24 protein-coding genes are annotated in these 20,137 nt (G+C 67.8%); 7 read left to right on the top strand and 17 right to left on the bottom strand.

All coding sequences use genetic code 11. The features are described from left to right. Positions 1-116: 116 nt before the first annotated feature. The gene (locus METUNV2_RS0105670) at positions 117-857 is read right to left on the bottom strand and encodes a siderophore-interacting protein (protein WP_026187907.1); all 741 of its coding nucleotides are present in this window, start codon (positions 855-857) and stop codon (positions 117-119) included. 95 nt (positions 858-952) lie between these two features. Between METUNV2_RS0105670 and METUNV2_RS18960 the strand changes: the two genes are divergently transcribed. Further along, positions 953-1,426 (top strand): MarR family winged helix-turn-helix transcriptional regulator, encoded by a 474-nt coding sequence (locus tag METUNV2_RS18960; RefSeq protein ID WP_018228516.1) that lies wholly within the window; start codon positions 953-955, stop codon positions 1,424-1,426. Positions 1,427-1,441: 15 nt separating this feature from the next. Here METUNV2_RS18960 and METUNV2_RS0105660 read toward each other — a convergent pair whose 3' ends face one another. Then, a complete protein-coding gene (locus METUNV2_RS0105660; RefSeq protein WP_018228515.1) occupies positions 1,442-2,227 on the bottom strand; it encodes an AraC family transcriptional regulator in 786 nt (261 codons plus the stop codon). A 164-nt stretch (positions 2,228-2,391) separates the two neighbouring features. Between METUNV2_RS0105660 and METUNV2_RS0105655 the strand changes: the two genes are divergently transcribed. Then, positions 2,392-3,609 carry a YbfB/YjiJ family MFS transporter gene (locus tag METUNV2_RS0105655; RefSeq protein WP_018228514.1) on the top strand — a complete coding sequence of 406 codons (1,218 nt, stop codon included), beginning with the start codon at positions 2,392-2,394 and terminating at the stop codon, positions 3,607-3,609. A gap of 12 nt (positions 3,610-3,621) precedes the next feature. Here METUNV2_RS0105655 and METUNV2_RS0105650 read toward each other — a convergent pair whose 3' ends face one another. The 4 genes from METUNV2_RS0105650 to METUNV2_RS0105635 all read right to left on the bottom strand — a co-directional run bounded on the left by METUNV2_RS0105650 (position 3,622) and on the right by METUNV2_RS0105635 (position 6,312). Beyond that, positions 3,622-4,380: an RES family NAD+ phosphorylase gene (locus tag METUNV2_RS0105650; RefSeq protein ID WP_018228513.1), complete on the bottom strand. Its 759-nt coding sequence runs from the start codon at positions 4,378-4,380 to the stop codon at positions 3,622-3,624. After that, positions 4,377-4,772 carry an MbcA/ParS/Xre antitoxin family protein gene (locus METUNV2_RS0105645; RefSeq protein WP_018228512.1) on the bottom strand — a complete coding sequence of 132 codons (396 nt, stop codon included), beginning with the start codon at positions 4,770-4,772 and terminating at the stop codon, positions 4,377-4,379. The genes METUNV2_RS0105650 and METUNV2_RS0105645 overlap by 4 nt, the downstream gene beginning before the upstream one ends. Positions 4,773-4,892: 120 nt before the next feature. Continuing rightward, entirely contained in the window at positions 4,893-5,756 is an 864-nt protein-coding gene (gene asd, locus METUNV2_RS0105640; RefSeq protein WP_018228511.1) for an archaetidylserine decarboxylase, read from the bottom strand. Between the two features lie 280 nt (positions 5,757-6,036). After that, the gene (locus METUNV2_RS0105635; protein ID WP_008058005.1) at positions 6,037-6,312 is read right to left on the bottom strand and encodes a cupin domain-containing protein; all 276 of its coding nucleotides are present in this window, start codon (positions 6,310-6,312) and stop codon (positions 6,037-6,039) included. Positions 6,313-6,557: 245 nt separating this feature from the next. Here METUNV2_RS0105635 and METUNV2_RS0105630 point away from each other — a divergent pair, with 245 nt between their 5' ends. Further along, on the top strand, positions 6,558-9,116 hold the full coding sequence (locus METUNV2_RS0105630; protein WP_018228510.1) for an excinuclease ABC subunit UvrA: 2,559 nt from the start codon (positions 6,558-6,560) through the stop codon (positions 9,114-9,116). Between the two features lie 86 nt (positions 9,117-9,202). Here METUNV2_RS0105630 and METUNV2_RS0105625 read toward each other — a convergent pair whose 3' ends face one another. The 7 genes from METUNV2_RS0105625 to METUNV2_RS0105595 all read right to left on the bottom strand — a co-directional run bounded on the left by METUNV2_RS0105625 (position 9,203) and on the right by METUNV2_RS0105595 (position 12,636). Further along, positions 9,203-9,394: a YjfB family protein gene (locus METUNV2_RS0105625; RefSeq protein ID WP_018228509.1), complete on the bottom strand. Its 192-nt coding sequence runs from the start codon at positions 9,392-9,394 to the stop codon at positions 9,203-9,205. A 75-nt stretch (positions 9,395-9,469) separates the two neighbouring features. After that, the gene (locus tag METUNV2_RS0105620) at positions 9,470-9,949 is read right to left on the bottom strand and encodes a cupin domain-containing protein (RefSeq protein ID WP_018228508.1); all 480 of its coding nucleotides are present in this window, start codon (positions 9,947-9,949) and stop codon (positions 9,470-9,472) included. Between the two features lie 38 nt (positions 9,950-9,987). Continuing rightward, positions 9,988-10,329, bottom strand: a complete 342-nt coding sequence (locus METUNV2_RS0105615; protein WP_018228507.1) for an antibiotic biosynthesis monooxygenase family protein — start codon at positions 10,327-10,329, stop codon at positions 9,988-9,990. Then, complete coding sequence (locus tag METUNV2_RS0105610) at positions 10,326-10,766, bottom strand: PaaI family thioesterase (RefSeq protein ID WP_018228506.1); 441 nt, start codon at positions 10,764-10,766, stop codon at positions 10,326-10,328. The genes METUNV2_RS0105615 and METUNV2_RS0105610 overlap by 4 nt, the downstream gene beginning before the upstream one ends. Continuing rightward, complete coding sequence (locus METUNV2_RS0105605) at positions 10,744-11,346, bottom strand: 2-hydroxychromene-2-carboxylate isomerase (RefSeq protein WP_018228505.1); 603 nt, start codon at positions 11,344-11,346, stop codon at positions 10,744-10,746. Before METUNV2_RS0105605 ends, METUNV2_RS0105610 begins: the two co-directional genes overlap by 23 nt. A 10-nt stretch (positions 11,347-11,356) precedes the next feature. Next, positions 11,357-12,202: a CmcJ/NvfI family oxidoreductase gene (locus METUNV2_RS0105600; protein WP_018228504.1), complete on the bottom strand. Its 846-nt coding sequence runs from the start codon at positions 12,200-12,202 to the stop codon at positions 11,357-11,359. Positions 12,203-12,219: 17 nt separating this feature from the next. Continuing rightward, the gene (locus tag METUNV2_RS0105595; RefSeq protein ID WP_018228503.1) at positions 12,220-12,636 is read right to left on the bottom strand and encodes an MAPEG family protein; all 417 of its coding nucleotides are present in this window, start codon (positions 12,634-12,636) and stop codon (positions 12,220-12,222) included. Positions 12,637-12,773: 137 nt separating this feature from the next. On the opposite strand from METUNV2_RS0105595, the gene METUNV2_RS0105590 reads away from it, so the two are divergent. Next, entirely contained in the window at positions 12,774-13,766 is a 993-nt protein-coding gene (locus METUNV2_RS0105590; RefSeq protein WP_036271293.1) for a GlxA family transcriptional regulator, read from the top strand. Between the two features lie 18 nt (positions 13,767-13,784). Here the strand turns inward: METUNV2_RS0105590 and METUNV2_RS0105585 are convergent, their stop codons facing one another. Continuing rightward, complete coding sequence (locus tag METUNV2_RS0105585; RefSeq protein WP_018228501.1) at positions 13,785-14,855, bottom strand: hypothetical protein; 1,071 nt, start codon at positions 14,853-14,855, stop codon at positions 13,785-13,787. Positions 14,856-14,937: 82 nt separating this feature from the next. Continuing rightward, positions 14,938-15,075, bottom strand: a complete 138-nt coding sequence (locus METUNV2_RS18955) for a hypothetical protein (RefSeq protein ID WP_018228500.1) — start codon at positions 15,073-15,075, stop codon at positions 14,938-14,940. 222 nt (positions 15,076-15,297) lie between these two features. Here METUNV2_RS18955 and METUNV2_RS0105575 point away from each other — a divergent pair, with 222 nt between their 5' ends. Both METUNV2_RS0105575 and METUNV2_RS0105570 read left to right on the top strand, forming a co-directional pair. Next, a complete protein-coding gene (locus METUNV2_RS0105575; RefSeq protein WP_018228499.1) occupies positions 15,298-16,386 on the top strand; it encodes a bifunctional nicotinamide-nucleotide adenylyltransferase/Nudix hydroxylase in 1,089 nt (362 codons plus the stop codon). Between the two features lie 69 nt (positions 16,387-16,455). Continuing rightward, the gene (locus tag METUNV2_RS0105570) at positions 16,456-17,880 is read left to right on the top strand and encodes a nicotinate phosphoribosyltransferase (RefSeq protein ID WP_018228498.1); all 1,425 of its coding nucleotides are present in this window, start codon (positions 16,456-16,458) and stop codon (positions 17,878-17,880) included. A gap of 118 nt (positions 17,881-17,998) precedes the next feature. Here the strand turns inward: METUNV2_RS0105570 and METUNV2_RS0105565 are convergent, their stop codons facing one another. Further along, the gene (locus METUNV2_RS0105565) at positions 17,999-18,445 is read right to left on the bottom strand and encodes an HIT family protein (protein ID WP_018228497.1); all 447 of its coding nucleotides are present in this window, start codon (positions 18,443-18,445) and stop codon (positions 17,999-18,001) included. 220 nt (positions 18,446-18,665) lie between these two features. Between METUNV2_RS0105565 and METUNV2_RS19990 the strand changes: the two genes are divergently transcribed. Further along, positions 18,666-18,818: a hypothetical protein gene (locus METUNV2_RS19990; protein ID WP_198288844.1), complete on the top strand. Its 153-nt coding sequence runs from the start codon at positions 18,666-18,668 to the stop codon at positions 18,816-18,818. A gap of 254 nt (positions 18,819-19,072) precedes the next feature. Here METUNV2_RS19990 and METUNV2_RS0105555 read toward each other — a convergent pair whose 3' ends face one another. Further along, positions 19,073-19,975 carry a LysR family transcriptional regulator gene (locus METUNV2_RS0105555; RefSeq protein WP_018228495.1) on the bottom strand — a complete coding sequence of 301 codons (903 nt, stop codon included), beginning with the start codon at positions 19,973-19,975 and terminating at the stop codon, positions 19,073-19,075. Positions 19,976-20,137: the final 162 nt, after the last annotated feature.

Below are 20,137 nucleotides of genomic sequence, written 5' to 3'. Positions count from 1 at the left end.
CGGAGCGCTTCCAAGGATTAAGGAAGCCAATAAACCGCCGGCAGCCCGGTGAGCCGGGTGCGCAGCCGTCGTTCCGGCTGCGCATTATAAGGAGGCTCAGATCTGCGACGGGCCGTTCATTCGGTCAGCCGATCGTGGAAATCGGCCACACCACGGCGCCAGTAGGCGGCCACCCTCAGTGCCTCTTTCGGCAGTGCGCGCTCGCCGGCCAGCACATCGCGCACACGCCCCATCAACGCCGCCTCGCCAGCCGCCCAGGCGCAGGCTTCTCCGGCGTAGTCCGGCAGTGAGCGCAACGCCTCGACCAGCGCGTCCTCGCTGGCGACCCAGCGCACGTCGAGCGCGGCGTCGCTGTCGAAGGCCACGCGGTCGGCCAGGTCCGGCACCAGCAGCCGTACCACCGCACGGGTGCCGGCCGGCAGTTCTTCCAGCCGGCGGGCGATCGCCGGCAACGCCGACAGGTCACCCGCCAGCAGATGCCAGTCGTAATCCACCGGCACGATGCGCGAACCGCGCGGCCCGGCAATCGTGGCCCGCTGACCCGGCTGCGCGCGCCGTGCCCAGTCCGACGCCGGACCATCCTCGTGCAGCGCGAATTCCAGCGCCAGCGTGCCGGCCTGTGCATCGTGGCGGCGCGGCGTGTAGTCGCGCCGCACGCGTTCGCCCTGAGGCGTGTCGAAAATGAACTTGATGTGGTCGTCGAAGGACAGCGACACGAAGCCGGCCAGCGAGGCGCCGCCAAAGGTGATGCGGGCCAGATTCGGGCTGGTGCGCTCCACGCCCACCACCTCGACTTCGCGCAGCGCGACCTCGTGCCGGACCCGGCGCGGCGCGCGCGATGCGTGCAAAACAGTCATGATGTGCCTCTTCGATCATTTAGTTGATATTGTCCACAAAGATGCGGGATAAAGTTGACACTGTCAACCAACCAGACCTCGGGGCGCCGGACACCGTGCTCGAAACCATGCATGCGCTCATGCACCTCTACCGCTCGCTGCGGCACGCCGCGCTGCGTGACGACCCGGACGCGCCGACGCAGATGGAACTGCGGGCGCTGTCCTTCTTCGTCCGTCAGCCGGGTTCGACGCTGAGCGATCTGGTCGCCGCCTCCGGCCGCGACAAGGCGCAGCTGGCACGGCTGATCGCCCGGTTGAAGGACGGTGGCTTCCTGTCGGCCGAGGCCGATGGTGCCGACCGTCGCAGCGTGCGCCTCGCGGCGACCGTCCGTGGAATGGCGGTGTTCGACGCGCTGCAGCAGCAGAGCGCCCATCTGGCCGAAGTCGCGGTACGCGGGCTGGACGCCGCGCAGCAGCAGGCGCTGAGCGGGCTGCTGCAGACGGTGAAAGCGAATCTGGAAGCTGAACAGGGCACCGGCGGACGCCGCTGCGGCAGCGCCACCGACGGCCCGCGCCGGCGGCGCGGCTGAACCCGTGAACGACGCTCAGCGCCGGCGCCACTCCGACGGCGTGCAGCCCATTTCCAGCCGGAACATGTAGGAAAACGCCGAGGTGGAGGCGTAGCCGAGATCGAGCGCGATGTCGGTCACGTTGCGCCCGGCGCACAGCCATTCCACCGCCAGAAATACCCGCAGCCGGTGGCGCCAGGCGCGCAGCGTGAGACCCACCTCGCTTTCGAAGCGGCGCAGCAGCGTACGGCTGGACCAGCCCAGCGACTGCGCCCACGCGTCCGCGCTGCGGCTGTCCGCCGGTTCGGACAGCAGGGTTTCGCACAGATGGTGCAACTGCGGGCTGCGCGGCCAGGGCAGATGGAAATCCTGCACCCTGAGCCGCTGCAGCTGCGCGCGGATAAGGGCGTTCAGCGTGCCGGTGTAGTCCGCGCTCTCGGCACGCGTGCCGGCCGCCTCCAGTTCGATGATGAGGGCGCGCATCAGCGGCGACACCGACAGCACGGTGCAGGTGGCCGGCATGTCCAGCCCGGGTACGTCGGCCACATAAAGATTGCGGAAGGCAGCGCCGTGCAGCGCGCCGGTGGTGTGCGGCACGCCGGTGGGCACCCAGATCGCCTGTTCCGGCGTGATCACGTACCAGGCGTCGGCCACGGTCACCACCAGCGTGCCGTCGGTGGCATAGACGAGCTGGTTCCAGCCGTGGGTGTGCATCGGGAAGATTTCGCGCGGCGCGAGGTTCTGCGCGCGCATCACCACGTCGGCCGGCAGCGCGTCGAATTCCGGCACCTCTATCGTCGTCCATTCCTGCAGCCGGAACACCGCACCCTCCTCCCTGACAGCCCGCGCACGCGGTCGGCGCAGAGGCCGTCCGCGGCATCTGTCTGCAGCGTTGTCACTTCATCGATACCGTTGGTCAGTGTATCGAAAGACTCGCCGGTCGCTGCGCACTAGCATGGTGAGCATCCGCTTCCCGCCGCACCGCCATGTCCGTCGCCACCGCCGCCCTGCTCCACCCATACCGGGAAACGCGCGTCCGGGTCATCCTGGCCGGCATCTGCGCGCTGGTGCTGACCGTCGGCCTCGCCCGCTTCGCCTACACGCCGCTGCTGCCCATCATGCGCAGCCAGGCCGGGCTGTCGCACGTGGCCGGCGGCTGGCTGGCGACCATCAACTACGCCGGCTACATGACCGGCGCGCTGATCGCCGCCTCGGTCAGCGACCTGCGTTTCAAGTACCTGTTCTACCGCTTCGGGCTGGTGGTCGCGGTGATCAGCACCGCCGCCATGGGCCTGACCGACGACACCGTGCTGTGGGGCGTGCTGCGCTACGTGTCCGGCGTGTCCAGCACTGCCGGCCTGCTGCTCGCCTCCGGCCTGGTGCTGAACTGGCTGATCCGCAACGGTCACCGGCCGGAACTGGGCCTGCACTTCATCGGCCTCGGGCTGGGCGTAGCGGTGTCCGGCCTCGCAGTGGCGATCATGGTCGAGTGGCTGCGCTGGGACCAGCAGTGGCTGGGGCTGGGCCTGCTTGGCGCGGCGCTGTTCGTGCCGGCCTGGCGCTGGCTGCCGCCGCCGGTGCTCACCCAGGCGGACGGCAGCGCACTGCCCGCCAGCACGGTTGCGCCGCCGGCGGCCCGCTGGACCGGCCTGCTGATGGCCACCTATTTCTGCGCCGGCTTCGGCTATGTGATCAGCGCCACCTTCATCGTCGCCATTCTGGAAAAGCTGCCACTGCTGGCCGGCCGCGGCGGCTGGGTGTGGGTGCTGGTCGGCGCCGCGGCAACGCCGTCCGGCTTCCTGTGGGACCGGGTGGCGCGCGCCACCGGCCAGATACCGGCGCTGCTGATCGCCTACGCGCTGCAGACCGTGTCCATCGTGCTGCCGGTCGTCAGCAGCGATCCGGTGCTCAATCTGCTTGGCGCAGCACTGTTCGGCGGCACCTTCGTCGGCATCGTGAGCCTCACGCTGACGCTGACCGGGCGCCATTACCCGGATGCGCCGGCCAAGGCCATGGCACGCATGACCTTGAGCTATGGCGTGGCGCAGATCGCCGCACCGGCGATGGCCGGCTACATCGCGGCGGCCACCGGCAGCTACCGCGGCGCGCTGATGATGGCGGCCGCCTTCATGATCGCCGGCATGGCGCTGCTCGAACTGCTGCGGCGGACCGACACGATGCCGGACGCGCCCGCCGGGCACTGAGCATTCACCGGTTCAGTCGCCGCTGCCGAAATCACCGGCATCGATGCCGAACCACACCACGCCCGGCGTCTTTTCGACCACCACGGTGTCGCCGTCGAGCCGGTAGCCGAGCTGCAGGTGATGGCGCGGGTTGGCCAGCACCGCCGGATTGAACACCGCACAGTTCTGACCGGCCGGCCGGCGTACCGACTGGATGAGCAGGCCGGGATGCCCCTCGCGGTGGATGCGCGCGCCGACCGACTGCGGGAAGCGGTAGTCCGCCGGGTGCAGCAGATCCGGCCAGTCGGCGGTCAGCGGCCGGAAATCCAGCAGCGCCGCGTGGCAGCTCACCATGTACACCTTGCGCTCGGCCACCACCGACTCGCGCTCGAAGCCGGCGTCGGCCAGCAGGCCCATGCGCCAGTGCCAGGCGGATTCGTACACGGTGGTGTCCACCGATTCCGAGCCGTACCACACGCCGTGGCGGCCGTCGGAAAAGCGGCTGGCCTGCCAGTGCTGGAAAGGCCAGGCGATGGCGTTGAACCAGGCAGCGTCCTCGAACGGGCGGTGCAGGACCGGCGTGGGCGAGCGGTAGGGCGGCGGCTTGGCGTCGCCCTCCACCTTCTGCGCCAGCGCCCATTCGGCCGGATCGTCAGTCAGGTCGTCGAACAGATCCTGCGAACTGCGCAGCGACACGATGTTGCGGAACACGTCCTGCCGCACATCGGCCAGCGTCAGTCGCGCGAACAGATCGCCCTGCCCCGGCGCGCGGCCGGCGTCGGGACCGCTCACTGGCCGCGTGCCCGGTCGAGATAGGCGCGCACCATCAGCAGACCGGCGAAGCCCCACTCCTTCACCACCTCGACCGGTGTCAGATTGTCGAAAGCGCGGTTGCGGGTGCTCATCCAGCGGTAGGCGAGGTCGCGGTTCTGCGGAAACAGCAGGCGGAGATTCTTGTGTATGCCCAGCAGATGCCCGACCCGCTCGTACTGGTCGCGGCTGCCGCCGATCGGCTCGCCGCGCCGGTAGCGCGCCAGCGCCGCGCGGTTGCTGGCGGCGATGCCGAGCAGCGCGGCCTGGTCTTCGGTGCCCAGCTTCCAGTGATCGAGCAGGGTCATGATCATGCGTGCCAGCGCGCCGCGGTCTTCCGATGCGCTGACGGGCTTGTCGGCCAATGCGCCCATGGCGGCTCTCCTGTGGGAATCGGTTTCAGGCTTCAGCATAGCCTATTGGTTTCGATTCACACCGATTTTGTTCCGAAAGAAACAAAATATGGACACCCGGCCGCCGGGCAGCCGGCCGGGTCAGCGGGGCAGCGCCGCCGCCATCGCCTCGCCCATGCGCACCGACCGGCCGGGCAGCCAGTCGCTGCGGGCCTGCAGCACGCCTTTGGGGAACAGCATCACCACGGTGGAGCCGAGCAGGAAGCGGCCCATTTCCTCGCCGCGGGCGAGGCGGATGTCCTGATCCTCGTAACGCCACTCGCGCAACGTGCCAGTGCGCGGCGGGTTGATCAGGCCGTGCCACACGGTCTGCATGCTGCCCACCACCATGGCGCCGACCAGCGTGAGCACGAAGGGGCCGAACGCCGATTCGAACAGGCACACCACCCGCTCGTTGCGCGCGAACAGACCGGGCACGCCCGCCACGGTGGCCGGATTCACCGAATACAGGCTGCCCGGCACGTGGATCATGCGCAGCAGTCGCCCGTCGCTGGGCATGTGGATGCGGTGGTAGTCCTTCGGGCTCAGATAGATGGAAATCGCGTCGCCGCCGGCGAAGGGCGCGGCCAGTGACGCATCGCCGCCGACCAGCGCACGCGCGCTGTAGGGGTGGCCCTTCACCTGCAGGATGGTGTCGTCCTGCAACCGCACGCAGTCGATCACCGCGCCATCGACCGGGCTGACGAAAGGCGCATCGGCCAGCGGGCGCACGCCCGGACGCAGCGCGCGGGTGAAGAAATCGTTGAAACAGGCGTAGCGGGACGGATCCGGCTCGACCGCCTCGCTCATATCCACGCCGTACTTGCGGATGAAGCGCGGGATGATGCCGCGCGTCCATGCGCCACGCGAATTGGCAACGAATTCGGCGAAACGGGTCAGGCCCATCTGGGGCGTCACGTGCTGCATCAGCACGAACAGGCGATCGCGAAGATCAGGTGACGACATTGTCGGATCTCGTGTGCAGGCACGCTGTCCATTCAACGCGCAGGCCGGTAAGGAACACGGCCGCGAGGTGCGCGCGAGGCAGGTGCCCTGTTTTTTGGCCCTGCATATTAAATGTAAATGACAGCCTCGGCCGACGCACGAGCAATGGCGGGCAGGTCCGCAGGCCTGCTCTCATGCCGAACCGGCGCTGAAAGCACACGGGCCCGGCTTTCCGCGGTCAGCGCGAAAAGCCGGGCCCGTTGCGTTTTCCGGCGTCTGCAAACGCCGGAAAATCAGCTGATCAGCTGTGCTTGTAGTGCTTGCGCAGCGGCTTCACCACTTCCCACGACGACTTCAGGCCCTTCGGGAACACGACGAAATCGCCGGCCTTGATCACCACCTTCTCGCCGCCGCGCGGCGTGACGTGGATTTCGCCTTCCAGCAGGTAGGCGCTTTCGGTCATGTCGAAATCGAGCGGGAACTTCGACACTTCCTTTTCCCAGATGGACCAGCTGGCCACGCCGAGCTGCTTCAGCTTCTCTTCCGACGGATTGTGTTCGACGACGATTTGGGACATGTGAGCTCCTGGGGGATGGGTGAAACGAAAGAATCCTGCCGGCCAGCAGAGAGGAAAGTCGGGGCACGACGCAGCCGCTCCGGCCGCTGGCAGCGTTCGGGCTGCATTGTAGGCACACAGTGCAACGCCGCCGGCGCGACGGCACCGGATCGCCGCACGTGCCCGGCGCGGGCGGGCACACTGCGACGCCACGGCAACACCTTCGCGTAAGCTCGCCCGGCTACTGAACACTTTCCGGCCTCCGCATGCGCAACACCCCGCTCACGCCCCTCACAGCCCCCGCCGCCACCGTCCGCGTGCGCGGCGCGCGCGAACACAATCTGAAGGACATCGACGTCGATCTGCCGCGCGACGCGCTGGTCGCGTTTTCCGGCGTGTCCGGCTCCGGCAAGTCCTCGCTCGCCTTCGGCACGCTGTACGCCGAGGCGCAGCGGCGCTATCTCGAATCGGTGGCGCCGTATGCGCGCCGGCTGATCGATCAGGCCGGCGTGCCTGATGTGGACAGCATCGAAGGCCTGCCGCCGGCGGTGGCGCTGCAGCAGCAGCGCGGCACGCCGGGCGCGCGCTCGTCGGTGGGCAGCGTGACCACGCTGTCCAGCCTGCTGCGCCTGCTGTATTCGCGCGCCGGCCGCTATCCGGCGCGCCAGCCCATGCTGCAGGCCGAGGACTTCTCGCCGAACACGCCGCAGGGCGCCTGCCCGGACTGTCACGGGCTGGGCCGCGTGTTCGAGGTGAGCGAAGACACGCTGGTGCTCGACCCGTCGCTGACCATACGCGAGGGCGCGGTCAGCGCCTGGCCGCCGGCCTGGCACGGACAGAACCTGCGCGACATCCTGGTCAGCATGGGCATGGACATCGACACGCCCTGGGCCACGCTGCCGCGCAAGGTGCGCGACTGGATCCTGTTCACCGACGAACAGCCGGTGGTGCCGGTGTATGCCGGTCTGACGCCGGAAGAGACGCGCATCGCGCTGCGGCGGAAGATGGAGCCGAGCTACCAGGGCACCTTCACCAGCGCGCGCCGCTACGTGCTGCACACCTTCGCCAGCACGCAGAGCACGCTGATGAGAAAGCGGGTGTCGCGCTACATGCGCGCCAGCGACTGCCCGGCCTGCGACGGCAAGCGGCTCAAGCGGGAGGCGCTGGCGGTCACCTTCGCCGGGCTGGACATCGGTGCGCTGTCGCGCCAGCCGCTGTCCGAGGTGGCGCGCCTGCTGGCGTCGGCCGCCGCCGGCGCAGCGGACGCCCGGCTGTCCGAGGAAAAACGCCTGGCCGCGCAGCGGCTGGCCGGCGACGTGGTGGACCGCATCGAGGTGCTGCTGCGGCTGGGTCTGGGCTATCTGACGCTGGAACGCAGCACGCCCACGCTGTCGCCGGGCGAACTGCAGCGGCTCAGGCTGGCGACCCAGCTGCGCTCGCAGCTGTTCGGCGTGGTGTATGTGCTGGACGAACCGTCCGCCGGCCTGCACCCGGCCGATGGCGAAGCGCTGTTCGACGCCCTGCTGCAACTGAAGCAGGCCGGCAACAGCGTGTTCGTGGTCGAGCACGATCTCGACATGATCCGCCGCGCCGACTGGGTGGTCGATGTCGGCCCGGGCGCCGGCAGCGAGGGCGGACGCATCGTCTACAGCGGTCCACCCGCCGATCTGGCCGGTGTCAGCGCGTCGGCCACCGCGCGTTTCCTGGCTTCGGACGCGCCACCGCCACGCGCCCCGCGCACGCCGTCCGGCTGGCTGGCGCTGCACGACGTGAGCCGCAACAACCTGAAGCGGCTGGACGCGCGCATTCCGCTGGGCGTGCTGTGCGCGGTGACCGGCCTGTCAGGCTCCGGCAAGTCCAGCCTGATCAGCCAGGCGCTGGTCGAACTGGTGGCCGAACATCTGGGCCACGTGGTCGAGGCGGAGCCGGAGCACGACGACGGCGAACAGCCGCCGGCCGACATCGCGCCGACCGAAGGCCGGCTGGGCGAAGGCGCGGAGGCGATACGCCGGCTGGTACGCATCGACCAGAAGCCGATCGGCCGCACGCCGCGCTCCAACCTCGCCACCTACACCGGCCTGTTCGACGAGGTGCGCAAGCTGTTCGCGCAGACGCCGGCGGCGCGCAAGCGCGGCTTCGACGCCGGGCGTTTCTCGTTCAACGTGGCCAAGGGCCGCTGCCCGACCTGCGAGGGCGAAGGCTTCGTCAGCATCGAACTGCTGTTCATGCCCGGCGTGTACGCCCCTTGCGCCGACTGCCACGGCACCCGCTACAACCCGGCCACGCTGGCCGTAACCTGGCAAGGCCGCACCATCGCCGAAGTGCTGGACCTCACCGTCGATCAGGCCTGCGAGGTATTCGCCGGCGAGCCGCGGGTACTCGCCCCGCTCACGCTGCTGAGCCGGCTCGGTCTGGGCTATCTGCGGCTGGGCCAGCCGGCCACCGAACTGTCGGGCGGCGAGGCGCAGCGCATCAAGCTCGCCACCGAACTGCAACGCAGCGCGCGCGGCGGCTCGCTGTACGTGCTGGACGAGCCGACCACCGGCCTGCATCCGGCCGATGTCGAACGCCTGCTCACACAGCTCGAGGTGCTGGTGGAGGCCGGGCACAGCGTGGTGCTGGTCGAGCACGACATGCGGCTGGTCGCCCGCGCCGACTGGGTGATCGACATGGGGCCGGGCGCCGGTGCCGAGGGCGGGCGCATCGTCGCGCAGGGCACGCCGGCCGAGGTGGCGCAGGCGGCAGACAGCCGCACCGCGCCCTATCTGCGGCGCGCACTGCAGGGCAGCGGCACGGCAAAGACTGCGACGAAGCGGAAGAAGTGAAAGCGCGCCAGCCGGGCGCGCGGTACCGGCACAAACGAAACGGGGCGCCGCAGCGCCCCGTGGGTGGAATTCGGCCTGCGCCGCGTTCAGGCGTAGGTGTCGATGATGTTCTTCGAAGGCGGCGCGACCGGCGGCGGCGTCGGGATGGCCTGAAGCAGCTGGGCGGCGCTCTCCGCCTGGATGTTGAGTGCCTTCTTCAGCACCAGGGTGCCGGCAGCGTCGGCCACCCGCTGCTGCGACATCGCGGTGGCGGCACTGGCAATTGCGGAAACGTCCATGTCAAAACTCCCCTGCCGGTCATCGGCGCACAGTCCCGGATAACGGCCGGTCCGCCGGAAATCTTGAGCGCGGGCTCAGTACGGGCGGCCGTCCTTGTGACTGAACACCCAGCGCCCGTCGACCAGATCGGCCCGCAGATCGTCGTCCGGGTAGCCGGCCTGGTCGCCGCTGCTGCGGTCGCCGATTTCCAGATAGACCACCACCTCGTCGGTATCGTTGATCAGGTGATGCGCATTGCCGCTGCCGGCCGCGAAGCCGGCGCACATGCCGGGCGCAAGACGGGTCAGCCCCGCCTCGGTGTGCAGCGCCGGCCGGCCTTCCAGCACGTGGATGAATTCGTCCTGCCGGCTGTGCGCGTGGCGCAGCGCGGACACCGCGCCCGGTTCCAGGCGCGTCAGGTTCACGCCGAAGGTGCGCAGGCCGAACAGGTCGCCCAGCACGCGCTTGGTACGACCGGCCATGCGTGACGCGAAGGGCTCCGGGTAGAGCGAAGGGCGGTTGCGCGGCAGCACGTCGGCGGCGAACACGGCGATCGGGTGTGAAGTGGTCGGCATGGATGCGTCTTCGGGTGAGCCGGATGAAGGCCCCGGCTTCATGACTGCAGCGTCCAGCCGTAGGCACGTTCGACCCGCGCCACGCGCAGCGCGTAACGCGCATACCAGCGTTCGCGGCCGGTCTGCCGCGCGAGCGTGTGTTCGGCGTGTGCGCGCCAGGCGGCGATGGCCTCTTCGCTGGCCCAGTAAGACACGTTGAGGCCGAAGCCGTCCGGGTTGCGGGCGCGCTCGATGCCGAGAAAACCCGGCTGCTGCGCCGCCAGCGCCACCATGCGTTCGGCCATGTCAGCGTAGCCGTCGTCGCCCGGCGTGCGCTGGGCGGAAAAGATCACCACGTAGTAAGGCGGTTCGGGGGTATCGGCAAAACAGGTCGTACTCATGATGCGTTCCTTGTAGAAGAAATCTGGGCGCAATGGGCCTTGATCAGCGCAACCGTGCGGTCGCCGATCCGGAACTCACCGGACGCCACGCACTGGCGACGCCCGATGCGGTGGGCATGGATGCGGCCGAGCAGCCAGTCGCCCGCGCTGCTCGGGCCGAGGTAGTCGACCGACAGGCTGGCGGTAACCAGACTGGCCTGCGCCGGCAACTGGGCCGCGATGAAGCCGACCAGGAAAATGTCGGCCAGCGTGGCGATGGCGCCGCCGTGGGTGACGCCCAGCCCGTTGCAGTCCTCACAGGTGATGCGGGCGGCGAAGCGATCGCGGTGCCCGCCGGGGCCGGCGTACACGGTGCGACCGCCGAAGAAGGGGCCGCGCAGCACGACCGGCGTGTAGCCGGCCGGTGCGTCGTCGTCATGCGGGATCTGCGGCGGCATCGAGCGCGTCCTCCAGCTGGTCGTTGCCCCAGTACAGCGCATCGCCGACAAAGAAGCTGGGCGCACCGAACAGGCCGCGGCGGGTGCCCTGCTCGGTCTGTTCGCGCAGCGCCTGCTTCACCTCGGGCGACTGCGCACGGGTGATCACCGCATCCGCCGGCAGGCCGATGCCAGCCAGCAGCTCATGCATGGCGGCGGGGTCGTCGATGTCGGCGTCCTGCACGAAATTCAGTTCGAACACCCCGGTGCAGAAGCGGGCGATCCACGGTGCGTCGCTGTGGGCGAGCGCAATGCGCGCCGGCAGCAGGCTGCTGCGCGGGAACTGCGACGGCTTGCGCCAGGGCAGCGCGTGGCGTGCGCACTGCCGCTCGAGGTCGGTCCACATCCAGGCCAGCTTGGCCGGCTGCTGCAGGAAGGGCGAACCCTGCCAGCCCGCCGCCCGGAACACCGGGCCGAGCAGCAGCGGGCGCCACAGCACGCGCAGGCCGCGCGACCGGGCCAGCACGTCGATGTGGGCGGTGCTCAGATAGCTGTAGGGGCTGGCGAAGTCGAACCAGTATTCGATGGCCGCATCGTTCATCGCCGCGCCCTCAGTCGAACAGCACCAGACAGCGCGCCTCGATGCTGGCGCGCAGCGGCGCGTCAGCCGGCGCGGCCGGATCGAGAAAGGCCGCGTGCGGCGTGAAGCGCGACACCCCGCTCGCCTGCGAGTCGTACTGCTTGAACACCAGCACCTCGCGCGTCGTCATGCCCGAGAAGTAGTGCCAGCGGTGCAGCGGCGAGTGCTTCAGCACATAGATTTCCCCGCTGCGCTCCGGGTAGCGGATTTCCGCCGCCACCAGATCCTGCGCCATGACCGAGCGGGCATCGCACAGCGCCAGCGGCGCATCGAGCACCGGCTCGATCAGCGGACGCCACACATTCACCACCGCATAGCGGCAGATGCCCGCGCGCGCCGCCTCGTCGCGCAGCGCCAGTTCAAGGCGCCGCAGACCGCTCGCCTCCGAGTAGTCGTTATGCACGCGCCCGACCGCCGAAGCCTGGGTGTTCTGCCGGCCGAAGGTGAGGTGCTGTTCGCCCCGGCTGCGCCTGCGTATCTGGTGGTCGAAACACAGCGCGCGGGCGCCGCCGGTCGCATCGCAGGCGATGGTTTCGACTTCCGGGTAGTAGCGGGCGCGGACCCGGGCATCGTCATCGACGTCATCGAGCACGGTCGGCACCTCGCGCAGTTCGAAGCCGTGCCGGTCGAGCGAGAAGTGATGCGCCACCGGGCGGGCGTCGACGATGTCGACCGCGTGCGTGCGGTAGCTGCAGTTCTCCCACGGCTCGCCGTCGGGCGGCGGATACATGTAGTTGAACGGCGTGCCGGTGCTGTCATGCAGATAGTCGAGACCGCCGGTGGTGCGCGGCAGGAAGTGCTCGTCAGGGGTGTTCAATGGAAGCTCCTCGGTCGTCAGGGAACGGAAACCAGCAGAAGACGCACGACCCACGCCGTCTGCAGTGCGATCTGGACCAGCATGAACAGGAAGCGCAGCCGGATCGCCCGGCGCCGGCCCGAGCTCAGGTGCGCGACGCTCTGCCCGAAGCGGGCGGCCACCACCCACAGCGCGCTGCCGTCGGTGATGTCCGCGTGGCCGGCCAGCGCGGCGGTGGCGACCAGCACGCCGAACAGCGGCAGGTTTTCGCAGCAGTTGGCGTGCGCCCGGCACAGCCGGCCGGAGAACGGCGACACGTCATCACCGGCCGGACTGAAGGCGTCCGGGGTGCGCTGCCGGGTGATGACCAGCCAGAAACGCATGACCGCAATCGCGACCAGCAGCGACAGGGTCAGTGCGCCATAGAGCAGTGCGGCAAGCAGCGAAGGCGACATCGGACAGGCTCCCGGAACGCACCTGCCACGGCCGGTAAGCAGGGCCGCGGCCATCGGTGCAGAGGTGTCCATGCTGGGCCACGTCCGCCCCGGAATCGAGTGTCCATATCGACACCTATCGGGCTAATATGGACATCATGAAAACCGCCGTACTCATCCTGCCCGGCGTGCTGGACATCAGCCTGGGCATCACGCTGGACGTGATGAACACCGCCAATCGCCTGTGTCAGCTGGCGGCGCGCCCTGCCCTGTTCGAGGTCACGCTGACCGGCACCGGGCGGCGCCGCGAGCGCAGCGGTTCAGGGCTGGAAGTCGGCCCGCTCGAACGCATGACCGACCTGCCGACGCCCGATCTGGTGCTGCTGCCGGGCGCCAATCGCGCCACCCGCGGCGAGCTGGAGGACTGGCTGTCGACACGCGACGTGCTGAAGGCGATGGACCGCGTGGGCGGCTGGCTGGAAGGCGGCGCCGAAGTGGCCGCCTCCTGCGTCAGCACCTTCGCGCTGGCGCAGGGCGGCCTGCTGGACCGGCGCGTTGCCACCACCAGCTGGTGGCTGGCGCCGTGGTTCCGCGAACGCTTTCCGCGGGTCGATCTGGACATGGCGCGCATGGTGGTGAGCGACGGCCCGGTCAGCACCGCCGGCGCCGCGCTGGCGCAGGCCGACCTCATGCTCGCGCTGGTCGCGCGTCACGGCTCGGACGAACTGGCGCGCAACTGCGCGCGCTTCCTGATGCTGGACCACCGCGTGTCGCAGAGCCAGTACGCGATCGCCTCGCATCTGGTGCGGCAGACGCCCACGCTGCAGCGCGCCGACCGCTGGCTGCAGACCCGCCTCGGCGAACCGGTCACGCTCGCCATGCTGGCCGAAGCGCTGCACATGACGCCGCGCACGCTGAGCCGTCACTTCGCGTCAGCGGTCGGCATGTCGCCCATCCAGTACGTGCAGAAGCTGCGCGTCGAGCGTGCCACCCAGCTGCTCGAAACCGGCCACGCCTCGATCGAATCGATCGCCGCCCAGGTGGGTTACGCCGACCCGTCGATGCTGCGCAAACTGCTGCGCCGGGAGCGCGGCATCACGCCGCGCGGGGTCAGACCACGGGCACCCCGCTCGACCGCTGCAGGCGGATGAAGGCGCTCGGCCTGCCGCTCAGATGTTCTTGAAGATGCCGCCCAGAATGCCGCCGATCAGCCCGCCCAGTTCGGCGGCGTCCATCTTGCGGTAGCTTGCCCTCACCTTGGCGATGTGACGTTTCAGGTTGCCGGTTTCCCGCGCGTAGATCTGTTCGAAACGCTCGGCATTGGCGCGGAACACCGGCAGCAGATCGTCGCGCAGGCCGGACGGAAACGCAGCGACCAGACGCCGCTCGCCGATGGCACCCAGCGGGTAGATCGCGTAGGCGCCGCCTTCGACCATCTGTTCCTCGGTCTTGAAAATGCCCTGCATGTCGGAAATGTAGGCCGCCTTCTTCAGCGAGAACTCGTGGTAATCCGCCTTCTGGATGGCGAACCTCGACAGCGATTTCTCGAACGGCATGTTCAGCCCGAGCAGTTCGACCACATGGCCGAGCGGACTCTGGCTGGACACATAGCGCCGCGCCTTGAGTGTGGACAGGATCTTCGCGATGGCTGCGCCGTCCAGCGCGTAATAGCCGTTCTCGTCCGAAAACACCGAAAACCAGACACGGGAGGCGAGCTCAGTGCGGTCCGACGCCGCCAGCGCGATCTTCAGATGCCGGTACAGCGCATCGGAAAACCCCTGTTCGAGCTGCTTGATGTTGCGGAAGAACTCCTCTTCCAGCCAGGTGTAGGACGCCGCGTAGATCACAGACACGCCGTCCACCAGCGCAGGCAGACGACTCTTGATCGAAGCCGGCACTTCGATCTCGAAGGCGTTGAAGAAGCCGATGCCCGGAATGTCATGGCGACCGGACGACACCCTGGGCGCCAGCGGGTCCAGCGCGTTCAGCACGCAGATCTGCAGCGCCGGTGTACCCAGCGCCGCGGCGGCCCGCACCGTATAGAGCTTGTCGTTGAACAGGAACTCGTCGGCGCCCGCGGCACGAAAGCTCTTCTCGCCGGCAAAGTGCCGGGCGATGGAGGCGACGGCGAGGCGCTGTATCTCGTCCTCGATCGCCCGCGACTGTATGCGCAGTTCCACCAGACTGGGCGAAGGAAACCGGCTTTCCAGCCGGGTGATCGGGTCAAGCTCACTGAACATCCGCTGCTTCATGAATCCCTCGGCAAGAAAGGCCATCTGACGCTGGACACGCACACGCTGCATACGCAGCCGGCACGGTCACTCAATCAGAGCGCAACGCGCCAGCAAGCTTCAGGGCATACGCGTGCAGCGCCTCCATGCCCGGCTCCTTGCGCGGCCACGACAGCCCCACGCCGTCGTCCGCGTGTCGCGGCACCACATGCATGTGGAAGTGGAACACCGTCTGGTCTCCCTCCTTGCTAGAGGATCGCAGACGCCGGGCAACGAGAGATCGTCAAACGTAGGCAACGCGTGTTAAACGGACGATACACGAGGTCTTTGGCGACAACCTCAAGAGCGCTCAGACGCGAAAAAAATCACTTGTCACCACCCCTACGCGGGCGCTACGCTTCGGAGACGATCTGACAGACAGATCGCGTCGATATCTCTTGGGGAGTCCAAGATGTCAAAGCAGTTACCCGACATTTCGCGTGTCCGTTTCGATTTCATCGTCTATATCGGCCGTCTCACACCGCCCCATATAGGTCACATTGCCAGCATCGAGCGTGCGCTCGAACTTGCAGATAAGGTGATCGTGGTGCTTGGTTCGGCGGACCGCCCCCGTTCCATCAAGGACCCCTGGACCATCAATGAACGCAAGGTGATGATCCGGCACAGCCTGCAGAAGCAGGCCGCAGCGCGCATCGTCATCACCTCGGTCGCAGACCGGATGTATAACGACGCGCAATGGCTACTGGATGTGCAGCGCGTCGTCGCCTCGGCGATCACGGAGGCCGGGGGCGATCCGGCCTCCGCCGCGGTCGGACTGATCGGCCTGAGCAAGGACGCATCGTCCTTCTACCTCGACATGTTTCCGCAGTGGCCACGTGTCACGGTCGGTTTCGTCGACGGACTGTCGGCCACCGAAGTGCGCGATCTGTATTTCGGCCTGAGCGGCGACGAAGGCGAGGATCGCGGCCGCTGGATGAAACTTGAAGCCTCTGTGCCCGAGCCGGTCATCGCCTGGCTGCGAACGTTCCGCGATTCGGCCGATTACACGCGCTTGGCCACCGAGTGGCGGTTCATCCGGGACTACCGGGCCGCCTGGAGCGCCGCCCCCTACCCGCCCACCTTCGTCACCACCGATGCAGTGGTGGTGCATTCGGGTCACATCCTGCTCATCCGGCGCCGTGCCGCACCCGGCAAGGGTCTGTGGGCGCTGCCCGGCGGTTTTGTCGGACAAGACGAGCGCCTGCAGGAGGCGGCCATCCGCGAACTGATCGAGGAGACCGGCCTCAAGCTTCCGGAGAAGGTACTACGCGGCTCGATCGCGGCGTCGCACGTATTTGACCACCCGGACCGCAGCCTGCGAGGCCGCACCGTCACACATGCATTCCACTTCGACTTTCCGGCCGGCGAACTGCCGAGAGTCAAGGGCGGTGACGATGCGGACAAGGCGCAGTGGTTCCCGCTTGCCCAGCTCGAGAACATGCGTGCGATGCTGTACGAGGACCACTTCGACATCATCAATTTTTTCATCGGCGTCGTCTGACCGGACGCCACTCTGCCGCGGCACGAAAGACGTGCCGCACCCAGCCAACGTTTGAGGGAGTCTCAAACCATGTTCTACACCGACCGCACCCGCAGCCTGCTCGACAACCCCATCCTTGCGACGGACAGCTACAAGCTGTCGCACTGGACACAGTACCCGCCGGGCACCGATGGCATGTTCTCGTACATTGAATCGCGCGGCGGAAAATTCGACCGCGCTGTCATGTTCGGGCTGCAAATAATCCTGATGGATTTCTTCGCACGCCCGATCACCCGCGAGGACGTGGCCCTCGCGAAGGAGATCGCGAGCATGCACGGCGAACCGTTCAATGAAGCGGGCTTCCTCAGCATCGTGGATCGGTACGACGGCTACTGGCCACTGCGCATCCGCGCCCTGCCCGAGGGCAGTCTCGTGCCCGCGGGAGTTCCGATGGTGACAGTCGAGTCCACCGATCCCGAACTCGCCTGGGTGGTGTCGTTTGTCGAAACCATGCTGCTGCAGCTCTGGTATCCGGTCACCGTGGCCACGACCTCATGGGCGGTGCGTCAGATCATTGGCAACTATCTCGAAGAAACGTCGGACGACCCAGCCGGCCAGTTGCCCTTCAAGTTGCACGACTTCGGCTACCGCGGCGTATCGAGCCCACAGACCGCGGCGCGAGGTGGGCTCGCCCACCTCGTCTCTTTCAAGGGCACCGACACGCTGGCCGCGCTGCTCGCGGGTCGCGCCTACTACGGCGAAGCAATGGCCGGCTATTCCATCCCGGCAGCCGAGCACAGCACGATCACGAGTTGGGGTGTAGAGAACGAAGTCGAGGCCTACCGGAACATGATCCGCCAGTACGGCAAGCCCGGCGCCTTGTTCGCCTGCGTGTCCGACTCGACGAACATTTACGACGCGGTCGAGCACCTGTGGGGCGATGTACTCCGCCAGGAAGTGATCGATTCCGGCGCACTGCTCGTGGTGCGCCCCGACTCCGGCGATCCGGTCGAGGTGGTACTGCGCTGTGCCCACATCCTCGAACAGCGCTTCGGCACCGACACCAACAGCAAGGGCTTCAAGGTGCTGCGCAACGTCCGCCTCATTCAGGGTGATGGCATCAACGAACGGGTGATCCGGGACATTTTGGCAACGCTCAAACTCAACGGCTACAGCGCAGACAACATCGCCTTCGGCATGGGCGGAGCGTTGTTGCAGCAGGTGAACCGTGACACGCTCAAGTTCGCGATGAAGTGCTCGGCCATCCGCGTGCAAGGGCAATGGCGCGACGTATCGAAGAACCCGGTGACTGATCCGGGCAAGGCGTCCAAGCCCGGCCGGATGACGGTACTCCGCGATCTGACCTCCGGTGTGCTGAAGACCGCTCGACTGGAAGACGGCATCTGGCACGATTCGGAGAGCTTCGAGGACGCGATGATCACTGTGTGGGAAAACGGCGGGCTGAAGCAGACCTGCACATTGAACGAGGTACGAGCGCGTTTAGGTACAGTGTAAGCGATCTCCAGGGGCATGCATTCGCGCCCCTGGAGATCGGCTGCAACAGCACGATAACCAGAAGGCCGCCCCCCCCCCCAGACAGCCCTGCGCAGCACCGACAGCGTGACGCGTCCGCTCACTCAGCGCGCAACGCGCCAGCGAGCTTCAGGGCATACGCATGCAGCGCTTCCATGCCCGACTCCTTGCGCGGCCACGAAAGCCCCACGCCGTCGTCCGCGTGTCGCGGCAGCACATGCATGTGGAAGTGGAACACCGTCTGATCGCCCTCCTTGCCATTGGCCTGCAGCAGTGTCAGCCCGGGCGGATCAAAGGTGTCGCCGATCGCCGCGGCCACGCGCTGCACGGTGCGCATTACCGCGGCGCCCTCTTCCGGCGTGATGTCGAACAGCGTCGCCGCATGCCGTTTCGTCGCCACCAGTACATGGCCCGGATTGACCTGGCCGATGTCCATGAAAGCCATGGTCAGGTCGTCCTCGAACACCCGCGCAGCGGGCAGTTCGCCACGGGCGATGCGACAGAAGATGCAGACGCCGGGCGGCGAGGTATCGACGAATCTGGGCATGACGGATGAACTCCTGTTTCGGAAAGACGGAGGACCGCGGCGCGGATGCACGCACCTATGCGGCCAGGATGAGAAGGAAGATACACGAGGCGTGACAGGTACCGGCCGGCGTCCTACGGCACCGCGTACGGAACACCTACAGCCACGGCCCTGCCGCCGGACCACACTGAAGGCAGTGCGGGCGCCCTAACCGCCCGCCCCCTTCATGGAGGATGCCGCAATGATCAAGCTCGTTTCCGCTTCACTCGCTCTCGCACTCGGCTACATGTTCGTGCGCCGCACCCGCTCGCCGGCCGACCCGGTGAGCGACTGGCAGCGCTCGCACGACAGCGTCGCCACCGCCTATCCGGAAAGCCAGCAGAGCCTGCCCTGACCGGGCGACATGATCTGCCGGGAAGGGTGCGCCGGACGTCCTTCTGTCCGGCTTCGCCAGGTGCTCGCGGACAGGCTCCCGATCACGGGCCGCGCTGCGTGATCCTGCGCATTACGGGCCTCGCTGACGCATCGAAACCGGCGCAACAGCAGACCTTGCGGACGACGATGCTCTCGCTCGCAAGGCCCGGCGGTAGTCCGGCCAGCCTCGCCCGGCGGGACGCCGGGATTAAGAGGCGTCCGGACCTGGACGGCTCAGGGTGCGGCGGAGCGCGCCAGCGCCAGAAAGCCCTGCACATGTACCCTGTCCCGGTCGCCGTGGCGGAAGCCCACGTGAATGCTCTTCTCAAGGCCGGCGCCCGGCCCCAGACGGAGCGCGCGCAGGGGCAGATCGGCGCTGTCCTGGCGGAGTATCCAGTCCGGGACAACGCACACGCCGCGGCCGTTGGCCACCAGTTGCAGCATCAGCTCGGTTGTTTCGGCCGTCCGTATCCGGCGCGGCCGGCGCTGGGCGGGGATGAGGAAGCGCGTGAACACGTCCAGCCTGTCCAGCGTGACCGGGAAGGTGATCAGATCCTCGTCCGTGAAGTCGGCCGGGCTGGCCACACCGGCTTCCGCCAGCCGGTGGGTGTCCGGGACCGCCAGCACGAGCTCGTAATCGAATACCGGGACGAAGGTCGTTTCCGGCCGCTGCACCGGGTCCGGCGTGATCAGCAGATCGATCTCGTGCCCCAGCAGGGCGCCGATGCCGTCGAAGCGGAAGGCGGTACTGACGTCGAGATCCGCGCCCGGCCAGGCCTTCAGGTAGTCAGCGGCAATCCGCGTCAGCCACTTCTGGCAGGGGTAGCACTCCATGCCGACGCGCAGCGTGCCCCGCCCGCCTGCGGCGAAGTCCCGCAGCGCCCGCTCCGCCTGCTCCAGCTGTGGCAGCAGGCGTTCGGCCAACGCCAGCAGATAGCGGCCGGCTTCGGTCAGGTGCAGCTGTCGTCCCTGCTTCTGCCAGACTGCCACGCCGTGCCTTTCCTCGAACTTGCGCATGGCGTGGCTGAGGGCGGACTGGGTCAGGTTCAGACGCTCTGCGGCCGCGGTCAGGCTGCCCGAGCGGTCGACCTCCCGCAGGATGGCCAGGTGCTGTCTGTCCAGAATCGATGAATCCATTTCATGAATCAGTGAATTAAAAACATTTTAGTTCATCGATCCAGCCCTATACCCTTGCGGTTCGCACCGGCTGCACCCTGGTCGCTCGGAGGGTGAGCCGGCATTTCACACACGCCACACACGCGCCGCCCGCAGTCACGCTGCGGTGGCGCCCCCGGATAG

The organism is Methyloversatilis universalis EHg5 (assembly GCF_000378945.1).
Taxonomy (GTDB): Bacteria; Pseudomonadota; Gammaproteobacteria; order Burkholderiales; family Rhodocyclaceae; genus Methyloversatilis; species Methyloversatilis universalis_A.
Note: the sequence above shows the minus strand (reverse complement) of the source record. Positions and strands in the feature narration are given on the sequence as shown.